17 protein-coding genes and 1 pseudogene are annotated in these 19,099 nt (G+C 65.9%); 14 read left to right on the top strand and 4 right to left on the bottom strand.

The window, feature by feature from the left end; all coding sequences use genetic code 11:
* Nucleotides 1-106 precede the first annotated feature (106 nt).
* From PJW05_RS07670 to PJW05_RS07625, 10 genes are all read left to right on the top strand, one after another.
* Nucleotides 107-1,912, top strand: a complete 1,806-nt coding sequence (locus PJW05_RS07670; protein WP_271411120.1) for a monovalent cation:proton antiporter-2 (CPA2) family protein — start codon at nt 107-109, stop codon at nt 1,910-1,912.
* Nucleotides 1,913-2,077: 165 nt separating this feature from the next.
* A complete protein-coding gene (locus PJW05_RS07665; RefSeq protein WP_271411119.1) occupies nt 2,078-2,230 on the top strand; it encodes a PSPA7_2676 family Cys-rich small protein in 153 nt (50 codons plus the stop codon).
* Between the two features lie 208 nt (nt 2,231-2,438).
* Nucleotides 2,439-3,587: a methyl-accepting chemotaxis protein gene (locus PJW05_RS07660; RefSeq protein WP_271411118.1), complete on the top strand. Its 1,149-nt coding sequence runs from the start codon at nt 2,439-2,441 to the stop codon at nt 3,585-3,587.
* Between the two features lie 247 nt (nt 3,588-3,834).
* The gene (locus PJW05_RS07655) at nt 3,835-4,200 is read left to right on the top strand and encodes a response regulator (RefSeq protein WP_271411117.1); all 366 of its coding nucleotides are present in this window, start codon (nt 3,835-3,837) and stop codon (nt 4,198-4,200) included.
* A gap of 21 nt (nt 4,201-4,221) precedes the next feature.
* Nucleotides 4,222-6,030 carry a chemotaxis protein CheA gene (locus PJW05_RS07650; protein ID WP_271411116.1) on the top strand — a complete coding sequence of 603 codons (1,809 nt, stop codon included), beginning with the start codon at nt 4,222-4,224 and terminating at the stop codon, nt 6,028-6,030.
* The gene (locus tag PJW05_RS07645; protein WP_271411115.1) at nt 6,017-6,502 is read left to right on the top strand and encodes a chemotaxis protein CheW; all 486 of its coding nucleotides are present in this window, start codon (nt 6,017-6,019) and stop codon (nt 6,500-6,502) included. The genes PJW05_RS07650 and PJW05_RS07645 overlap by 14 nt, the downstream gene beginning before the upstream one ends.
* An 18-nt stretch (nt 6,503-6,520) precedes the next feature.
* Entirely contained in the window at nt 6,521-8,524 is a 2,004-nt protein-coding gene (locus PJW05_RS07640; RefSeq protein ID WP_271411114.1) for a methyl-accepting chemotaxis protein, read from the top strand.
* 48 nt (nt 8,525-8,572) lie between these two features.
* The gene (locus PJW05_RS07635) at nt 8,573-9,418 is read left to right on the top strand and encodes a CheR family methyltransferase (RefSeq protein ID WP_271411113.1); all 846 of its coding nucleotides are present in this window, start codon (nt 8,573-8,575) and stop codon (nt 9,416-9,418) included.
* The gene (locus PJW05_RS07630; RefSeq protein ID WP_271411112.1) at nt 9,415-10,002 is read left to right on the top strand and encodes a chemotaxis protein CheD; all 588 of its coding nucleotides are present in this window, start codon (nt 9,415-9,417) and stop codon (nt 10,000-10,002) included. The genes PJW05_RS07635 and PJW05_RS07630 overlap by 4 nt, the downstream gene beginning before the upstream one ends.
* 4 nt (nt 10,003-10,006) lie before the next feature.
* On the top strand, nt 10,007-11,056 hold the full coding sequence (locus PJW05_RS07625) for a protein-glutamate methylesterase/protein-glutamine glutaminase (protein ID WP_271411111.1): 1,050 nt from the start codon (nt 10,007-10,009) through the stop codon (nt 11,054-11,056).
* 226 nt (nt 11,057-11,282) lie between these two features.
* Here PJW05_RS07625 and PJW05_RS07620 read toward each other — a convergent pair whose 3' ends face one another.
* The 4 genes from PJW05_RS07620 to PJW05_RS07605 all read right to left on the bottom strand — a co-directional run bounded on the left by PJW05_RS07620 (nt 11,283) and on the right by PJW05_RS07605 (nt 16,082).
* Nucleotides 11,283-11,681, bottom strand: coding sequence for a DUF1850 domain-containing protein (locus PJW05_RS07620; protein WP_271411110.1), 399 nt, complete (start codon nt 11,679-11,681; stop codon nt 11,283-11,285).
* On the bottom strand, nt 11,678-13,705 hold the full coding sequence (locus tag PJW05_RS07615; protein WP_271411109.1) for a TRAP transporter permease: 2,028 nt from the start codon (nt 13,703-13,705) through the stop codon (nt 11,678-11,680). Before PJW05_RS07615 ends, PJW05_RS07620 begins: the two co-directional genes overlap by 4 nt.
* A 54-nt stretch (nt 13,706-13,759) precedes the next feature.
* Nucleotides 13,760-14,716 (bottom strand): TAXI family TRAP transporter solute-binding subunit, encoded by a 957-nt coding sequence (locus PJW05_RS07610; protein ID WP_271411108.1) that lies wholly within the window; start codon nt 14,714-14,716, stop codon nt 13,760-13,762.
* 448 nt (nt 14,717-15,164) lie between these two features.
* Nucleotides 15,165-16,082, bottom strand: coding sequence for a LysR family transcriptional regulator (locus tag PJW05_RS07605; RefSeq protein ID WP_271411107.1), 918 nt, complete (start codon nt 16,080-16,082; stop codon nt 15,165-15,167).
* A gap of 116 nt (nt 16,083-16,198) precedes the next feature.
* On the opposite strand from PJW05_RS07605, the gene PJW05_RS07600 reads away from it, so the two are divergent.
* The 4 genes and pseudogenes from PJW05_RS07600 to PJW05_RS07585 all read left to right on the top strand — a co-directional run bounded on the left by PJW05_RS07600 (nt 16,199) and on the right by PJW05_RS07585 (nt 18,541).
* Nucleotides 16,199-16,528: a nuclear transport factor 2 family protein gene (locus tag PJW05_RS07600; protein ID WP_271411106.1), complete on the top strand. Its 330-nt coding sequence runs from the start codon at nt 16,199-16,201 to the stop codon at nt 16,526-16,528.
* Nucleotides 16,528-17,301: an SDR family oxidoreductase gene (locus tag PJW05_RS07595; RefSeq protein ID WP_442969247.1), complete on the top strand. Its 774-nt coding sequence runs from the start codon at nt 16,528-16,530 to the stop codon at nt 17,299-17,301. Before PJW05_RS07600 ends, PJW05_RS07595 begins: the two co-directional genes overlap by 1 nt.
* Before the next feature lie 202 nt (nt 17,302-17,503).
* Nucleotides 17,504-17,678, top strand: a pseudogene (locus tag PJW05_RS07590) (alpha/beta hydrolase); the annotation flags it as partial.
* A gap of 320 nt (nt 17,679-17,998) precedes the next feature.
* Nucleotides 17,999-18,541 carry a hypothetical protein gene (locus PJW05_RS07585; protein ID WP_271411104.1) on the top strand — a complete coding sequence of 181 codons (543 nt, stop codon included), beginning with the start codon at nt 17,999-18,001 and terminating at the stop codon, nt 18,539-18,541.
* Nucleotides 18,542-19,099 lie beyond the last annotated feature (558 nt).

The following is a 19,099-nucleotide window of genomic DNA, read 5'->3' as shown; positions in this document are numbered from 1 at the left end:
GTACGTGACGCGGGGGAAGCACGTCAGATTGGCGCGAAGCCCCTCCGCGGATTCCTCCCGGCACTAAGATGTCGACCCCTCATGCAGTCAGACCAAGGAGTGACCCATGTCCCATGACGGCAGCCTGCTGCAGGCTGCGGTGGTGTTCCTGTTCGCCGCCGTAATCACCGTCCCCCTGGCCAAGCGTTTGCAACTGGGCTCCGTGCTCGGCTACCTGCTGGCCGGGGTACTGATCGGCCCTTCGGTGCTGCGCCTGGTCACCGATCCGGCGAGCGTCGCCCACCTGTCGGAGCTCGGTGTGGTGCTGCTGCTCTTCATCATCGGCCTGGAGCTGTCGCCCAGGCGGCTGTGGGTGATGCGCCACTCGGTATTCGGCGCCGGTCTCGCGCAGATGCTGCTCACCGCGCTGGTTTTCGGCCTGATGGCCTGGCTGGTGTTCGCCAAGGACCTGAACACCGCCGCCGTGCTGGGTTTCGGCCTGGCCCTGTCCTCCACCGCCTTCGGCCTGCAAATACTGGCCGAACGCCGGGAAGTGACCAACCCCCACGGCCGGCTGGCCTTCGCCATCCTGCTGTTCCAGGACATCGCCGCCATCCCGATGATCGCCCTGCTGCCGTTGCTCAGCGGCACCGGCCAGTTGGACACGGACCGGGTCGAGCTGCCGGATATCCTCCTGGCACTGACCAGCATCGGCGTGGTGATCGTCGGCGGTCGCTACCTGCTGCGGCCGATCTTCCGCACCGTGCTGAAGGCCGGGCTGAAGGAAGTGTCCACCGCCACCTCCCTGCTGGTGGTGATCGGTACCGCCTGGCTGATGGAACTGGCCGGCGTCTCCATGGCCCTGGGGGCCTTCATCGCCGGCCTGCTGCTGGCGGACTCGGAGTACCGCCACGAGCTGGAATCGCAGATCGAGCCGTTCAAGGGCCTGTTGCTGGGCCTGTTCTTCATGAGCGTGGGCATGAGCGCCGACCTCGGCCTGCTGGTCGACGAGACCTTCGCGGTTCTGGCGCTGACCCTGGTGCTGATGCTGGTGAAACTGCCGCTGCTCTATCTGGTGGGACGTTTCTCCGGCGGCCTGGCGCGAGCCCATGCGCTGCGCTTGGGCATCATCCTGGCGGCCGGTGGCGAGTTCGCCTTCGTGGTGTTCAAGCTGGCCTTCGAGCACGGCATGCTCGACGCCCACCTGCACGGCCTGCTGGTGCTCGGCATCACCCTGTCCATGGCGATCACGCCATTGCTGGTGATGGCCCTGTTCGGCCGGCTCGACGTTCCCTCGGCGCCGGGGGCGGTGCCGCCGGAGTTCGAACGGATCGAGAGCGACGACCCGCGCGTGGTGGTGGCCGGCATGGGGCGCATGGGGCAGATCATCGCCCGCGTGCTGCGCGCCCAGCGCGTGCCCTACGTAGCGCTGGACACCGCCGTGGAAATGATCGAATACGGCCGCAGCCTGGGCCGCATGCCCGTCTACTATGGCGACCCGCTGCGCCCGGAAATCCTCCGCGCGGCGAAGGTGGACAAGGCCGAATTCCTCATCGTCGCCACCGACGACCCGGACACCAACCTCAAGCTCACCGAGCGGGTGAAGCGCCTCTACCCGCACCTCAAGGTCATCGCCCGCGCGCGCAACCGCCAGCACGTCCACCGCCTGCTCGACCTGGACGCCATCCCGGTGCGCGAAACCTTTCATTCCGCCCTGGAGATGAGCCGCCTGGCCCTGCTCGGCCTGGGTCTCGACGAAGACCAGGCCGACGCCCGTATCCGCCGCTTCCAGCGTCATGACGAGGACGTGCTGGCCGCCCAGCACAAGGTCTACGACGACGACGCTGCGATGATCCAGACCGCCCGCGAAGCCCGCGCTGAACTGGAGAACCTGTTCGATACCGACCCGATCGAGGACAAGGGCGTGAAATGACGCCGCCCGACCGGCGGTAGGCCCGCCTGCCCCTTTAGGTTGTTCGTTCTAGAGCGCCCGACCGATGCTCGGCCGCGATCCATGCCTCCAACAAGAACAAGGCAAGTGCAGTTCCATCCACCACTGCCCGAACGAACCAGGGGGTACGCCCCCGGGGGAGGAGCCATGCGTATTCGTTGCTTTCTGCTCGGTTGCCAATGGACCGAGGGTTTCCGTACCGCAGTGGGCGCCGTGCCCATGATCTGCCAGCGCTGCCTGCGCTGCGGCGCCCACCGTTATGTGAGCCCACCGGAGGAGGAGGCGGAAACGGCGGGCTGAATGGACAAAGCGGTCGATCGATAGCCATTTGACAGCAGGCTCTAGGGCTCTAGCTTTAACCAGCGTTGCCGATGGCCTTGCAACAGGTTGCAAGAAGGCCTCGCGGGCAAAGGTGGCCCGGCCGATCCCGCGCCGGACCACCGAGCCCCGTCGCCTTCCCGTGGCCGGGGCCGCCGTCCGGTCATCCATCCTCGCCAGGGAGTGCTCCATGCCGCATCCATCGTCCGCCCCCATCAAGGGCCTGGCCCTGCACGCCCTCATCTGGCTGGCCTGCGCCGGCATGCTGGCCCTGGACATGCCGCCCTGGCTGGCCCTGGGCAGCGGCTGGCTGGCCACCCTGTTGCTGGTCTGGCTACAGTCGGATGCACACCCGGCGCCTGCGCAGGCCCGACAGGAACCCGTGCCGGCGCCGGACTGGCAGCGCGCACAGAACGCCGTGGACGAGCACCTCGGCACCCTTCAGGCCCACGCCGGACAGATCGACGGCCTGCTGCAGGACGCCATCGGCCGGCTGGGCGACAGCTTCCATGGCCTGGCGGCGCGCATCGACCAGCAGCGCGCCCACTCCCATTCCCTGATCGAGCGCTACGGCAACCAGCAGGGCCTGGACGACGGCATGAACTTCCAGGAATTCATCGCCACCACCCGCAGCACCCTGGGCCTGTTCGTCGAGGCCGCCCTGGAGACCAGCCAGACCTCCCAGGAGCTGGTGAAGCGCATGGACCGGGTGACGCAGAAAATCTCCGACATCCTCAAATCCACCCACGATATGGACGCCATCGCCAAGCAGACCAACCTGCTGGCGCTGAACGCCGCCATCGAGGCCGCCCGCGCCGGGGAAAGCGGGCGCGGCTTCGCCGTGGTGGCGGACGAGGTGCGCGCCCTGTCCACCCGCTCCACGGGTTTCTCCGAGCAGATTCGCGAGCACGTGGACGTGGTCTACCGGGAAATCCGCGATGCCGAATCGGCCATCGCCCAACTGGCGGACAAGGACATGGGCTTCGCCGTGGACTCCCGGCAGCACCTGCATCACATGCTGGAGGACCTGGAAGGCATGAACCGCCACACTCTGAAGGTGATCCAGGAGCTGGACCGCCTGTCCCTGGAAGTGGGCGCGGGCGTCGACCAGGCCATCACCGCCCTGCAGTTCCAGGACATGAGCGGCCAACTGCTCGGCCAGATGCGCAAGCACTTCGCCCGGCTCGGCGGGTTCGCCGCCGGCCTTGGCGGACTGCACGCCGTAGCCCCGGAGCACTGGGCGCAGCGGCTGGACGAGGAAGCCGGCGAGCTGCGCAAACCCATTGCCAACCCCGTAAGCCAGAGCAACGTCAGCGCGGGAGAAGTGGAGCTGTTCTGAACCACGGGTCGGTTATCGGCCGCCGCCCATCGAGCGACGAACGGTTGGCGCCAAAGACTGGACGCACATGGTACGCCCGTCTAAAAAAATACATGGCCCGTAGCCATCATGGGTCCACCAATCCGTAGGGGCGAATTCATTCGCCAAGCAGGCCGACAGTCTGCCGGGCAAAGCTGGGACAACGGCGTCCCCTCACCGGGAACGCGCTGCGCACCACATAGACAAGCGGCATGGAGAGCGGCACCTGATGAGCAAGCAGATCCTGATAGTCGATGATTCCGCATCCATTCGGCAGATGCTGAGCTTCACCCTCAAGGCCGCCGGTTATCTCGTGGACGAGGCGGTCGATGGCAAGGACGGCCTCGGCAAGGCGCAAAGCAAGGCCTACAGCCTGATCTTCACCGACCAGAACATGCCCAACATGGACGGCCTCAGCCTGATCCGCAGCCTGCGCGGGCTGCCCGGCTACCGCGCCACCCCCATCCTGATGCTGACCACCGAGTCCAGCGACGCCATGAAGCAGCAAGGCAAGTCGGCGGGCGCCACGGGCTGGCTGGTCAAGCCCTTCGATCCGCCGAAACTGCTGGAAGTCACCCGCAAGGTCCTCCCCTGACTCCGGAACAAGGCGCTTTCCATGAGCGACGGGATGAATCAGTTCCTCCAGGTGTTCTTCGAGGAAACCGAAGAACACCTGGCCAGCCTCGAACTGCTGCTGCTCGGTCTCGACCTGCAGCAGCCTGACGCGGAAGAACTCAACGGCATCTTCCGCGCCGCCCACTCCATCAAGGGCTCGGCCGGCATGTTCGGCTTCGATGACCTGACCGCCGTGACCCATGAACTGGAAACCCTGCTCGACCGCATCCGCAGCGGCCGGATAGCCCTGCACGGCGCAATGGTCGACCTCTTCCTGCAGGCCCGCGACGTGCTGATGCGCCTGCTCGACGGCCATCGCCAGCAGCGCCACGACCCCAGCGTGCCGGTGGAGGACACCGTCGCCCGCCTGCGCGCACTGCTGGAGGAGGCGCCGACTGGCGGTGCGGACGAGGGCTTCGGATTCTTCGATGACGCGCCGGGTACACCCGCTGCGGCGACGGACGACGACTTCGGCTTTTTCGACGATGCCCCGGGCACGCCCGCCGGAACGACGGAAGCCTTCGGCGACGCGACAACCCCAGTGACCGCCGTCGAGCCGGCTCGCCCGGTGCCCTCCCCCACTCCGCTCGCCAGCAGGCCGGCCAACGCTGAGAGCGAGTCCAGCTCGATCCGCGTCAGCGTCGAGAAGATCGACAGCCTGATCAACCTGGTAGGCGAGCTGGTGATCACCCAGGCCATGCTCGGCCAGCTCGGCGGCGCCCTCGACCCCAGCGTCCACGAGCGCATCCACCAGGCCCTGGCGCAGCTGGAGCACAACACCCGCGACCTGCAGGAATCGGTGATGTCGATCCGCATGTTGCCCATCAGTTTCATCTTCAGCCGCTTCCCGCGCCTGGTACGCGACACCTCCTCGCGCCTGGGCAAGCAGGTGGACCTGCAGTTGCAGGGCGAACACACCGAGCTGGACAAGGGCGTGATCGAGCGCCTCAGCGACCCCCTCACCCACATCGTGCGCAACAGCATCGACCACGGCATCGAGCTGCCGGAGGAGCGCCTGGCCGCCGGCAAGCCGGCCAGCGGCACGGTACGCCTGGGCGCCTTTCACCAGGGCGGCAGCATAGTCGTCGAAATCAGCGACGACGGCCGGGGCCTGGACCGCGAGCGCATCCTCGCCAAGGCCCGCGAGAATGACCTCGCCGTGCACGACGGGATGAGCGACGCCGAGGTCTGGCAGCTGATCTTCATGCCCGGCTTCTCCACCGCCGAGGTGGTCACCGACCTCTCCGGGCGCGGCGTCGGCATGGACGTGGTCAAGCGCAACATCCAGGCCATGGGCGGGCGCATCGACATCGACTCGGCCAAGGGCCAGGGCACCCACATCAGCATCCGCCTGCCGCTGACCCTGGCCATCCTCGACGGCCTGATCGTCGCCGTGGCGCGCGCCCACTACGTGATCCCGCTGACCTACATCGTCGAATCCCTGCAACCGAAAGCCGCCGACATCCGCGGCCTGGCCGGCGAGGAAGGCGCGGTGATCCGCGTGCGTGGCGAGTACCTGCCGCTGCTCTCGCTGCACGACCTGCTCGGCGAATCCGCCCCCGCGCTGCCGGCCGAGCAATCCATCGTGGTCATCCTCGAAGCCGACGGCCGCCCCTTCGCCCTGCAGGTGGACGACCTGGTCGGCCAGCAGCAGGTGGTGATCAAGAGCCTGGAACAGAACTTCCGCCGGATCGATGGCATCGCCGGCGCCACCATCATGGGCGACGGCAGCGTTGCCCTGATCCTCGACGTCGACGCCCTGCCGGGGCTGGCGCAACAACAAGGAGCCGTGACGCATGAACGCCCCTAGTGCGGACCAGGCCGGGCAACCGGCCCAGGAGTACCTGACCTTCACCCTCGGTCGCGAGGAGTACGCCATCGACATACTGCGGGTGCAGGAAATTCGCGGTTATGACCAGGTGACCGCCATCGCCAACAGCCCGGCCTTCATCAAGGGCGTGATCAACCTGCGGGGCGCCATCGTTCCCATCGTCGACCTGCGCATCAAGTTCAACCTGGCCGACGTCACCTACGACCCCTTTACCGTGGTGATCATCCTCAACATCGGCCGGCGCATCGTCGGCGTGGTAGTCGACTCGGTGTCCGACGTGATCGCCCTGACGGCCGGGGACATCAAACCGCCACCGGAATTCGGCGCCAGCTTCGATACGGAGTACCTGCTTGGCCTGGCCAGCGTGGCCGAGCGGATGCTGATTCTGGTGGATATCGAGAAGCTGATGACCAGCCGCGAAATGGCCCTGGTCGAATCGGCCGCAGCCTGACACACAAGGGGAGAACCCATGGGTCTGTTCAACGGAAAAGCACACGCACAGCAGCGCGCCCAACACCTGGCCGGCCTGATCCGGAACCTGGCCGAGGGCAATCTGGAGCACAGCATCGGCAGCGCCGACGACCCGATCTGGGCGCCGGTGCATGACGCCCTCGCGGGCCTGCAGAAACACCTGCGCCAACGTGAGGCGGAGCAGGCCCAGACCGTGGCGCTGGACCAGGCCCTGGCGGAGATGACCCGCCAGCACAGCGACGGCTGGATCGACGAAATCATTCCGGTGGAGCGCTTCGGCGGCGTGCACGCCCATATCGCCCAGGGCATCAACGACCTGGTGGCCGCCCACATCGCCGTGAAGATGCAGGTGGTGCGCGTGGTCAACGCCTACGGCGACGGCGACTTCAGCCAGGCCATGGAGCGCCTGCCGGGCAAGAAGGCGCAGATCACCGAAACCATCGACCGCGTGCGCGACCGCCTGCACGCCGCCGCCCAGGTCGCCAGTGAGAACATCCGCATCCGCAGCGCCCTGGACAACTGCAGCACCAACGTGATGATCGCCGACGGCGAACGCACCATCATCTACATGAACAAGACCGTCACCAGCATGCTGCAGAACGCCGAGGCGGACCTGCGCAAAGCCCTGCCGAGCTTCTCGGTGAGCAGGCTGCTGGGCGGCTCCATCGACCAGTTCCACAAGAACCCCGAGCACCAGAAGCGCCTGCTCGCCACCTTCACCAGCACCTTCCGCACCCAGATCGAAGTGGGCGGCCGCACCTTCGGCCTGGTGGCCAACCCGGTGATCAGCGATAGCGGTGAGCGCCTCGGTTCGGTGGTGGAATGGGCCGACCGCACGCTGGAAGTCCAGGTCGAGCGCGAAGTGGCCGGGCTGGTCGGCGCCGCCGCCGCCGGGGACTTCTCCAAGCGCATCGAGGAAGACGGCAAGAGCGGCTTCCTGCTCAACCTGGCCAAGGGCCTTAACAGCCTGGTGGACACCGCCGACAAGGGTCTCAAGGACGTCACCCGGATGCTCGGCGCCCTCGCCCAGGGCGACCTTTCCCAAAGCATCAGCGCCGACTACCAGGGCACCTTCGGCGAACTGAAGGACTACTCCAACGAAACCGCCCAGAGCCTGTCGCGCATGCTCGGGCAGATCCGCGAAGCCGCCGACACCATCAACACCGCCGCCGGCGAGATCGCCAGCGGCAACGCCGAACTCTCCACCCGCACCGAGCAACAGGCCTCCAGCCTGGAGGAAACCGCCTCCAGCATGGAAGAGCTGACCAGCACGGTGAAACTCAACGCCGAGAACGCCCGGCAGGCCAATTCGCTGGCGGTGAACGCCTCGGAAGTCGCCACCGAGGGCGGCAACGTGGTGCAGAAAGTGGTCAGCACCATGACCGCCATCAACGAGTCGGCGCGGAAGATTTCCGACATCATCGGCGTCATCGACGGCATCGCCTTCCAGACCAACATCCTCGCCCTCAACGCGGCGGTGGAGGCCGCCCGCGCCGGCGAACAGGGCCGTGGCTTCGCCGTGGTGGCGGCCGAGGTGCGCACCCTGGCGCAACGCTCGGCGGCGGCGGCCAAGGAGATCAAGACCCTGATCTCCGACTCGGTGAGCAAGGTGGAGAACGGCAACACCCTGGTGGCCCAGGCGGGCCAGACCATGAGCGACATCGTCGTCGCCATCAAGCGGGTCACCGACATCATGGCCGAGATCGCCGCCGCCTCCGCCGAGCAGAGCCGGGGCATCGAGGAAGTCAACGGCGCGGTCAGCCAGATGGACGAAATGACCCAGCAGAACGCCGCCCTGGTGGAACAGGCCGCCGCGGCCGCCGATGCCCTGCAGGACCAGGCCGGGGTGATGGCCCAATCGGTGGCGGTGTTCAAGCTGGACCCGGCCCACGCCGGCCAGCCCGCCGCCAGCCACGGCACCGAACGCCAGCCCAGGGCGGCACGTCCGGCGCGGGCCGGACGCGCGTCCCGCAGCAAGGAAGAGGAATGGGAAGAGTTCTAGTCCCGTCGCCCTCGGCGCCCCGGCGCCGAGGGCTCTCGAGGTGAGACGATGAACGCGCGGGTACTGGGCGAACACGAGTTCGGCTACGACGAAGACGATTTCGAGCAGGTGCGCGACCGGCTCTATCGCCGCGCCGGCATCAGCCTGGCCAGCAGCAAGCAACAGATGGTCTACAGCCGCCTGGCGCGGCGCCTGCGCGAATTGAACCTGCGCAGCTTCTCCAGCTACCTGGCCTACCTCGACCAGCACCCCGAGGAATGGCAGCCCTTCATCAATGCCCTGACCACCAACATCACCGCCTTCTTCCGCGAACAGCACCACTTCGAGCAGCTTGCCAGCCTGGCCCGCGAGCCCCAGCGCCGAGGCCGACCGTTGCGTTTCTGGTCGGCCGCCTCCAGCACCGGCGAAGAGCCCTATTCCATGGCCATGGCGCTACGCCAGGCCCTGGGCGAACAGGCCCACCGGGTGCAGATCATCGCCTCGGACATCGACACCGGCGTGCTGGAAACCGCGCGGCGCGGCATCTACCCCCTGGAGCGAATCGACCCGCTCGACCCGGCGCTGAAGAAGCGCTACTTCCAGCGCGGCACCGGCAGCAACGCGGGCCTGGCGCGCGTGGTGCCGGAATTGCGGCAGATGGTCGAGTTCCGCCGCATCAACCTGCTGGAAACCGACTGGCGCCTGAGCGGCGGGTTCGACGCCATCTTCTGCCGCAACGTGATGATCTACTTCGACAAGCCCACCCAAGTGCGCCTGCTGGAACGCATGGTGCGCCTGTTGCGGCCGGACGGCCTATTCTTCGCTGGGCATTCGGAGAGTTTCGTCCAGGCCAGCCATGTGGTGAAACTGGTCTGCCGCACCGTCTACCAGCCCGTGCCAGGAGGGCCGACATGAAAGGCGAAACCGCCGGCGCCATCGCCGCCACGCGCTACTTCGACCCCGATTTCCAGCTGCCGGCGGTAAAGGTGCTGCCCGGCGAGTTCTACGCCACCGCGCAGGACCAGGTGCTGGTCTCGGCCCTCGGCAGTTGCGTCGCGGTCTGCCTGTTCGATCGCCAGCGCGGCATCGGCGGCGTGAACCAGTTCCTGCTGCCCGACCTCGCCAGCGTCCACCACGGCGTGCGCATCATGGAGCAACTGATCGACGAACTGCTGCGTGAAGGTGCCCGCCGCCACCAGTTGGCAGCCAAGGTGTTCGGCGCGGGCAACCTGCCCCACGAACTGCTGCGCCCCGACACCACCCTGCGCACCGTGGAGTTCGTCCACAGCTACCTGGACACCGAGGGCCTGCCGCTGCTCGCCGAGGACGTGATGGGCGCCCAGGCGCGCAAGGTCTACATCTTCCCGTCCAGCGGCAAGGTGCTGGTGAAGAAGCTGAAGAACCTGCACAACGACACCATCCTCCAGCGCGAGCTGGAGTACTTCCTCTACCTCAAGCGTGGCGAGGCGCTGGGCCCCTACGACCTGTTCAAGGAGTGACCACGTGCCGATCAAGGTACTGGTGGTGGATGACTCGGCGCTGATCCGCAGCCTGCTGAGTGAGATCATTCGCGCCGACACCGAGCTGCAACTGGTGGGCGTGGCGCCCGACGCCTATGTAGCCCGCGACCTGATCAAGCAGCACGCCCCCGACGTCATCACCCTGGACGTGGAAATGCCACGCATGGACGGCCTGACGTTCCTGGACAAACTGATGAAGGGCCGACCAACGCCGGTGGTGATGATCTCGTCCCTCACCGAACGCGGCTCCGAGGCCACCTTGCGCGCCCTGGAACTGGGCGCCATCGACTTCGTCGCCAAGCCCAAGCTGGGCATCGCCGAAGGCATGCAGGCCTACGCCGAGGAAATCCGCGCCAAGCTCAAGGTCGCCGCCCGCGCGCGAATGATCCACCGCGCGCCGGTGGCGGAACGCCCCGCCGAACGCGGCCTGCCTATCCTCGGCACGGAAAAGCTGATCGCCATCGGCGCCTCCACCGGCGGCACCGAAGCCATCAAGGACGTGCTGCTGAGACTGCCGGCGGACAGCCCCGGCGTGGTCATCACCCAGCACATGCCGGCCGGCTTCACCCGTTCCTTCGCCGCGCGCCTGGACAAACTCTGCCGCGTTCGCGTCAGCGAAGCCCGCGACGGCGACCGCATCCTCCCCGGCACCGCCCTCCTCGCCCCCGGCGGCCTGCACATGGAAGTCGCCCGCTCCGGCGCCAACTACGTGGCCCGGCTGTCCGAAGCGCCCCCGGTCAACGGCCACCGCCCGGCGGTGGACGTGATGTTCACCAGCGCCGCGCGCTGCGCCGGCCGCAACCTGATCGCCGCCCTGCTCACCGGCATGGGCAAGGACGGCGCCCGCGGCCTGCTGGCGATACGCGAAGCAGGCGGCTACACCGTCGCCCAGGACGAAGCCAGCTGCGTGGTCTACGGCATGCCCCGGGAAGCGGCGGAGCTAGGCGCGGCGGAAGAGGTGCTGCCGCTGGAGGAGATTGGCCCGGCACTGCTGGCGCAGGCCAGGAAAAGAGGGACCGGGAACAGGGTGTGAGGCTCGCCGCGGGATTGACTTCCCTCATCCGAACGTGGCCCGGGTGAAACCCGGGAGCGGCGGTTGGATTGTCCCCGGATTTCATCCGGGCTGCGGACTGCCGTAGGTTGGGTAGAGGAACGAAACCCAACAGTGCGTGGTTTGGGCCTTGCGATGTTGGGCCTCGCTGCGCTCGGCACCCACCTACGGAACGAACCGTGGGCTGTGTGACTCAGTAGCCCCCCTTTCAGCTTCCCTGGCTGGCGCCCTCGCAGCTCCACAGCTCAACCGCTGGCCTGTCGGCCCTGGGCGGCCCCAGCCAATGGGTCAGCTCGCGGCACTCGCCGGAGCGGCACAGCTGATAATCCCCGGCCTCGGGCGTGCGCCCCAGGCGCAGGGGCTGCAGGGGCGGCAGCTCGCGCCGGTAGTGCCAGGCGCCATCCCGCAGCACCGCATCCTGCGGGATCTCCATGCCGGCCCCGCTGCCACGCACGCGCGCCTCGTCCAACCGCAGGCCTTGCGGGGTCACGCGGTAGTCCTCCTCCCAACGCACCTTCTCCACCGTATGCCGCCAGGCCAGGGTGAAGGGCTCGGCCGGCAGCGTCGCCCAGACGCTGCCGGCCAGGCCCAGGCACAGCGCGATCATGCCGGGGCGGGCCCGGCGCGGCGTGCGCGCCAGAAGTGCTGAGCGAAGAACAGCGCGGCCAGCACGAAGCCCGCCTCGTCGCTGATGGGCGCCGCGAGGATCAGGCTGGCGCCCGCCGCAAAGGCCAGCAAACGCTCCCAGAGGGCCAGGCGCACCTGCAGGCAGCCGGTGAACACCGCCCCCCACAGGCCGATGGCCAGTGCCGCCTTGAACAGCATGTAGAGGTTCGCCCCCCAGCTGTCGCCCTGCAGCATCAGCGCCGGGTCGTAGACCGCCATGAACGGCACCACGAAACCGGCCACGGCGATGCGCACCGCCCAGAAGCTGATCAACAGCCCTTTCTCCCGGGCGATGGGCGCCGCCGCGAAGCAGGCCAGAGCCACTGGCGGCGTGAGGTCGGCCATGATCCCGAAGTAGAAGACGAACATGTGCGACACCAGCAGCGGTACGCCCAGTTCCAGCAGGGCCGGCGCGGCGATGGAGCTGGTGATGATGTAGTTGGGGATGGTGGGGATGCCCATTCCCAGCACCAGGCAGGTGAGCATGGTCAGCACCAGCGACAGGAAAAGGTTTTCCTGGCCGATGGCGAGGATGTAGCCGGCGAAGGTGGACGCGGCGCCGGTCAGGCTGACGACGCCGATTATCACCCCCACCAGGGCGCAGGCGATGCCCACCGGCACCGCATGGCGGGCGCCTTCCACCAGCGCGTGCAGGCATAGCCGCAGGGTTTCCCGTCCGCCCTTGATGAACCAGCAGGTCACCACCAGCGCACCGATAACGCCGAAGACCACGCCTATGCCGAGCTGGAAGAAGCCTGCGCAGAGCAGCCCCAGGGCGATCCAGAAGGCGATGCGCAAGCCAAAGGAAGACACCCGCAGGATGATCGCCGAACCGAGGATGACGATGGCCGTCAACGCCAGGCCCACGGTGCCGGAGAACAGCGGCGTGCGCCCGGAGAACAGCAGGTAGATCAGCACGAAGAGCGGGATCAGCAGGAACCAGCGCTGCTTCACCGCCCCCCAGGCGCTGGGGCACTGGTCCTTCGGCAGACCCACCAGGTTCGAGCGGCGGGCCTCCAGGTGGACCATCCAGAACACCGAGCTGAAATACAACAGCGCCGGCACCAGCGCCGCCTTGGCCACTTCGAAGTACGGCACGTTGATGGTCTCGGCCATGATGAAGGCCACCGCGCCCATCACCGGCGGCATGATCTGGCTGCCCATGCTGGAAGTGGCCTCCACGCCACCGGCGAAGGCGGGCCGATAGCCGAAGCGCTTCATCAGCGGAATGGTGAACTGCCCGGTGGTGACCACGTTGGCGACGCCCGAGCCGGTGATGGTGCCCATCAGCGCCGAGGACACCACCGACACCTTGGCCGGACCACCGAGCTTGTGGCCGAACAGGCCGAGGGCGAAGTCGGTGAAGAGCTTGATCATCCCCGCCTGTTCGAGAAAGGCGCCGAACAGGATGAACAGGAAGATGTAGGTCGCCGACACATAGGTGGGCGTGCCGTACAGGCCCTCGGTGCCGAAGGACAACTGGTTGACGATCTGGTCCAGCCCGTAGCCCCGGTGCGCGAGGTCACCCGGCAGGTATTCGCCGAGCAGGCCGTAGGCCAGGAATACACCGCAGATCAGCGGCAGGGCGATGCCCATCACCCGCCGCGCCGCCTCGAACACCAGGACGATCAGCAGCAAGCCGATCACCATGTCGCCCGTGGTCAGGTCGCCGGAGCGCTGGATCAGGTCCACCTCGAACACCCACTGGTAGGCCGCGGTGGCCGCCCCCGCCAGGGCGAGCAGCCAGGCCAGCGGCTGCCAGGGCCGTCCCCGGCCCAGGGCTGGATAACTGAGGAACACCAGCATCAGCAGGAAGCCGACATGCACGGCCCGGAGTATCTGCGTGGACACCGGGTGGAAGGCGGCGGTGACGATCTGGAAACAGGAAAACAGCAAGGCGACGACGAACAACGCCTTGGGCCAGTCCGAAACGCTGGCCGAAAGCCCCGAATGGTCTTGAGTCATGGCACAACCTCTACTGCCTGGAGCGCCGGCGGCCCCCGCCGCCGGCGCGGGCCATCACTTGAGTACGCCGGCTTCCTTGTAGAAGCGCTCGGCGCCCGGATGCAGCGGAATCGGCAGGTTCTGCGCCGCCGTTTCCAGCTTGATGTCCTTGGCCGCCGCATGGGAGTTGGCCAGGCGATCGAGGTTGTCGAACATCAGCTTGGTCATCTGGTAGGCCAGCTCGTCGGAGACGCCCTCATGGCTCACCAGGATGTTGGTGATGGCCACGGTCGCCACGTCCACGTCCTGGCCGTCATAGGTCTTGGCCGGAATGATCGCCGGCTGGTAAGCCGCGCTGCCGACCTTCGCCGTGACCTCCGCCGGCACCTCGACGAAGTTGATCGGCATGGTCGCCGCCAGGTCGCGGATGGCCGCCATGCCCAGGCCCGAGGACTGCAGGGTGGCGTCGAGCTGGCGGTTCTTGATCAGTTCCACCGACTCGGCATAGGGCAGGAACTCCACCTTGCCCATGTCCTCGTAGCTCAGCCCCGCCGCCGCGAAGATCGCCCGCGCGTTCAACTCGGTGCCAGACTTGGGCGCGCCCACAGAAATGCGCTTGCCCTTGAGGTCGGCCAGGGTCTTGATGCCCGCGTCCTTGCTGGCGACGATCTGGATGTAGTTCGGGTAGGTGGCGGCGATGGCGCGCAGCTTCTTCAGCGGCGACTTGAAGCCGGCCTCCTCGACGCCGGTCCAGGCATCGCTCACCGAGTCGCCCAGGGCCAGGGCCAGTTCACCCCGCCCGGCCTGCAGCAGGTTGAGGTTTTCCACCGAGGCCTTGGTGGCCTGCACCGAGGTCTTGGCGCCGTCGATGCCAGAGCCGTAGATCTGCGAGAGACCGACACCGATGGGGTAGTACACGCCGCTGGTGCCGCCGGTGAGGATATTGATGAAGGTGGGGGCGGCGAAGGCCGCGGCACTGGCCGCCAGGGCGGAAACCAGGGCGAGGGCACGAATGGAGGATCGTGGTCGCATGGGTAGAACTCCCTTGTTGTTGTGATGGTCTTGAGCCATTGACTCTAGACCATCGCCCGCGAACCGACCGCCGCGCGAAAGCCGTTCCCTGCCGGCCTCGCGCGGCTCACGGCGCGCGCCGTTCTTCAACACCCGCCTGCGCAGCTTGGGCCGTTCCAGTTCACGCGGTCCACCGGTTCGCCGCCGAGAACGAAGCCCCCCCGCAGGAGGCGCTTTCGACCAGGCGACCTCGTGATGTTGGGCTTCGCAGGCTCAGCGCCAACGGTCCTGGCAATGGAACAGGCGACGAAGCTGCGGCTGAGCGCTTAATGGCAGGGCGAGGTCTGGGAAAGCGCGCTGATGGATGCGGTGATTCATCTGTCCCGCAGAACCCTCAACGAAACGGGGCGGAATTCAAGCCTACTCATTTCACGGCAGGCGAGGAGGCGCCGGCGGATCGCGCGGCGACTTACGCGAATCCGTCTTTGCTGGCCAGATTGGCCCGGGCCAGAGCGGTGAACGCCTTGAGCGCAGCGGAGGGGTTGCGACGGTTCGGGTAGTACAGGCACAGGTTGTCTCTGGGAGGCGTCCACTCCTCCAGCACCCGCTCGAACTGTCCGGCCTCGATTTCACCCTGGACGTCCTGTTCCATGAGAAAGCCGAGCCCCATCCCTTCCTGTACGACTGCCTTGGCGACACTGGGCTCGTCGAGCGTGAGCTGTCCGCCCACATCAAGCCGGGTCACCTCCCCCGCCCGCTCGAAATGCCAGGGGTAGATCGCCCCATTCGGCAGACGGATACGTATGCACTGATGGTGAGGAAGATCGGCTGGCGTACGGGGTCGGCCGTACCTGTCGAAGTATGCTGGCGTACCGACCACGGCATACCGTTGTTGCCGGCCGAGCGAGATCACGATCATGTCGCTGGGCACGAGATTGGCGGACCGCACGCCCAGATCGAAACCCTCAGCGACGATGTCCACCATTCGGCCTTCGGTGACCAAGTCGACATGCACCTTCGGGTAACGCCGCAGAAACTCCAGCACCAGCGGCAGAAGAGCTGCGCGGGCGGCACTGGCGAACGCATTGATGCGCAGGACGCCCGAAGGCCCGGCATTGTGTGACCGCACCGCGTCGAGCGCCGCACGTACGTCCTGCAGGGCTGGCCCGACACGCTCCAGGTACATCTTGCCCGCCTCGGTCAGCGACACGCTGCGTGTGGTGCGATTGAACAGTCGCGTTTCGAGCGTCGCCTCCAGCTTGGCAATGGTGTTGCTCAACGCGGTGGTTGAAACATCGAGGTCGATGGCCGCCTGCCGAAACGAGGCCCGGCGTGCCACAGCCAGTACAGCGTCCAACTCATTGAGGCCCAGGCGTGGGGCAGTCATTCGATTGTCCTGATTATCGGGATAGGTCGTTAACATCTATCCCAGTTGAGCAAATTATCAACTGAGCGGCAAGATCGCAGTCGGCCCCCAGCAATTGTGAGAAAGGAGATCAGGTCATGAGTCTTCAACTGCCTCGCGTCGTGGAGACGTACTTCGAGATCAGCAATGGCGGCGACGCATCACGCCTCGCAGCCTGTTTCTGTGCGGACGCCACCGTGATCGACGAAAACAGGACGCACCTGGGCATCGAGGCCATCGAAGCCTGGCATGACGGGGTACAGCAGGCATTCACTTACCGTGTCGAGCCACTGGAAGCGTCGCGAGAGAACGGTAGGCTGACCGTCACGGCGCGTGTGGTCGGCAACTTCCCCGGCAGCCCGGTGAACCTGGTTCATGTGTTCATGTTGCAGGAGGGTCGGATCAGCTCGTTGGAGATTGCGCCATGATGAGCCTCGAGTTGGCCGACAAGCGGGTCCTGGTCACCGGTGGCACCAAAGGCGTCGGGCGGGCGGTGGTCAACCTGTTCCTCGCGGAAGGCGCGAAGGTGCTCACCTCGGCGCGGCAGGCGAACATCGACATGGCGGATGACCTGTTCGTTCAGGCTGATCTCGCGACCCGGGAAGGTTGCGCGGCACTGGTGGCCGCGACCAGGCGACGCTTGGGCCATGTGGACATCATCGTCCACGTCCTGGGTGGCTCGTCGGCACCCGGTGGCGGGTTCGCCGCGCTGGATGAAGAGCAGTGGCAGCGCGAACTCGATCTGAACCTGTTTCCGGCCGTGCGCCTGGATCGCGCCTTGCTCCCGGATATGCTGGCGCGACAGGGGGGCGTGATCATCCATGTGACCTCCATTCAGAGCCGCTTACCCCTGCCCGAGGCTACTACGGCCTACGCCGCTGCCAAGGCTGCGCTCTCGACCTACAGCAAAAGCCTGTCGAAAGAAGTCTCGCCCAAAGGCGTGCGAGTGGTCCGGGTTTCGCCCGGCTGGATTGAAACCGAAGCGTCGGTCGCACTGGCCGAGCGGCTGGCTCAGGAGGCTGGCACCGACTACGAAGGTGGCAAGCGGATCATCATGGATGCACTGGGCGGCATCCCGCTCGGCCGCCCTTCGACGCCGACAGAGGTTGCCAATCTGATTGTTTTCCTTGCTTCGCCTCGCGCTGCCTCTATTACCGGGAGTGAATTTGTAATCGACGGCGGCACGATTCCAACAGCCTAGCGGCGGTTGCCTTGCATAAACGCGTCAACCACCGACAGTAGCGATGGTCGTGCGATTGTCTTCGACCTGAAGGGGACAACGGCCGCCCTGCATCAGGGTGTGTCTGAAAGGCATCCGGATGCAGGGGCACCGATCTGGCCGGATAACCGACGCCGGCCAGTTTAAGTCCCCGTGTTCAACTGCGAGCCTGACACGCCGGGAACCCACCATCACCCCGGAAGGTGACGCCACGGTGCGCCGCCCCCGAAAGCCGAGGACTGCGCCCAGCGCTTCACCCGCGCGCGTACCGGCCAATCACCCGTGGCATCCGCCACAACCTGCCGCAGGAAGATCCGCAGGCCTTCACCCAGGCCGTCATTGATGCCGACAACCGCTGAAACCCAGGCAGGCCAAGCGCTCGCGGTCACCGGCGTGCCTGGTGGCCGCCAAGGCGATTATTCACCAGTTGCTCAGAAAACGAGCAAACCCAGCCCTAATATATCTATTTAATCGATTATACCAATTCATGGAAAAAGCCTTTCCATATTCCACAATAACGACCCAATTGATCGCCTAACATATTGTTTTTATTGGACTCCATACAACTATCATCGGCGTCGATGGTAACCATCACGCAGCATCACTTCTTCATCGAAATCACATCCGTAAGATGGGCCCCGTAGACGAATTCCAACCCCCTCTAACCAAGGTGACCAAAATGAAAAAGCAAATCCTCGCCAGCCTGTTCATCGCCAGCCTGTCCGCTTCCGCTTTTGCGCTGTCGGTTGCAGAGGGTGGTTCTGACCGCACTTCCATCCACCGCGTCGCCGAAGGTGGCTCTGACCGCACCAGCATCCACCGCATCGCCGAGAACGGTTCCGAGCGCTCCCAGTCGCTGCGCGTAGCCGAAGGCGGCTCCGACCGCACCAAGGCCTTCGACGTGGCTGAAAACGGTTCCGAGCGTTCCCAGTCCCTGCGCGTCGCTGAAGGCGGCTCCGACCGCACCAAGGCCTTCGATGTTGCTGAAAACGGTTCCGAGCGCTCCCAGTCCCTGCGCGTAGCCGAAGGTGGCTCCGACCGCACCAAGGCCTTCGATGTCGCTGAAAACGGTTCCGAGCGTTCCCAGTCCCTGCGCGTAGCTGAAGGTGGCTCCGACCGCACCAAGGCCTTCGATGTCGCTGAAAATGGTTCCGAGCGCTCCCAGTCCCTGCGTGTAGCCGAAGGCGGTGCCGACCGCACTGGCGCCAACCGCATCAGCTGATTCCCGGAGCAGTTCAGAGGCAGGCAATTCATGATGTATGCACCTCGAAAGGCAGAAGGCGCCACCTGTGGCGCCTTCTTTCTTTTTGGGGAAAGCAAAACCGAAGGCCTGTGGTCTCCAGGGGTAGCTGCGCTGCCCTTGGCGAATGAGCTCGCCCCCACAAGAATGCCCGGTGCCTGCCCATTCTCAGGTGCCATACACCTTCTGCGCCGGTGATGATGAGGAAGCGGTTCTGGCAGATGGGCATGGGGTGGTCCCACACGTGTACCCGGCCCCCTCTCCCGCTTCCGGGAGAGGGCAACGAAATCAAAGGCACTCAATACTCGTCACGTTGGCCTGTCGCGTCGTTATCGCCACACACGGCGAACGCGGAACTTCATGGGGAGGGATTGAATCCGTTGCTCCGGTAGCAGGCATCGTCCGTTGGAACTAGCGCAAAAAACAGCCATTCAAAAGTCGGACCAAGGTTTTCCAGGAAATGGCCGCATATGTTTCTGAAGTGTTTCCATGAAACCGACGGGAAACATTCCAATTACAGACAATTACATACTTCAATAC

The organism is Pseudomonas sp. Q1-7 (assembly GCF_028010285.1).
Taxonomy (GTDB): domain Bacteria; phylum Pseudomonadota; class Gammaproteobacteria; order Pseudomonadales; family Pseudomonadaceae; genus Metapseudomonas.
Note: the sequence above shows the minus strand (reverse complement) of the source record. Positions and strands in the feature narration are given on the sequence as shown.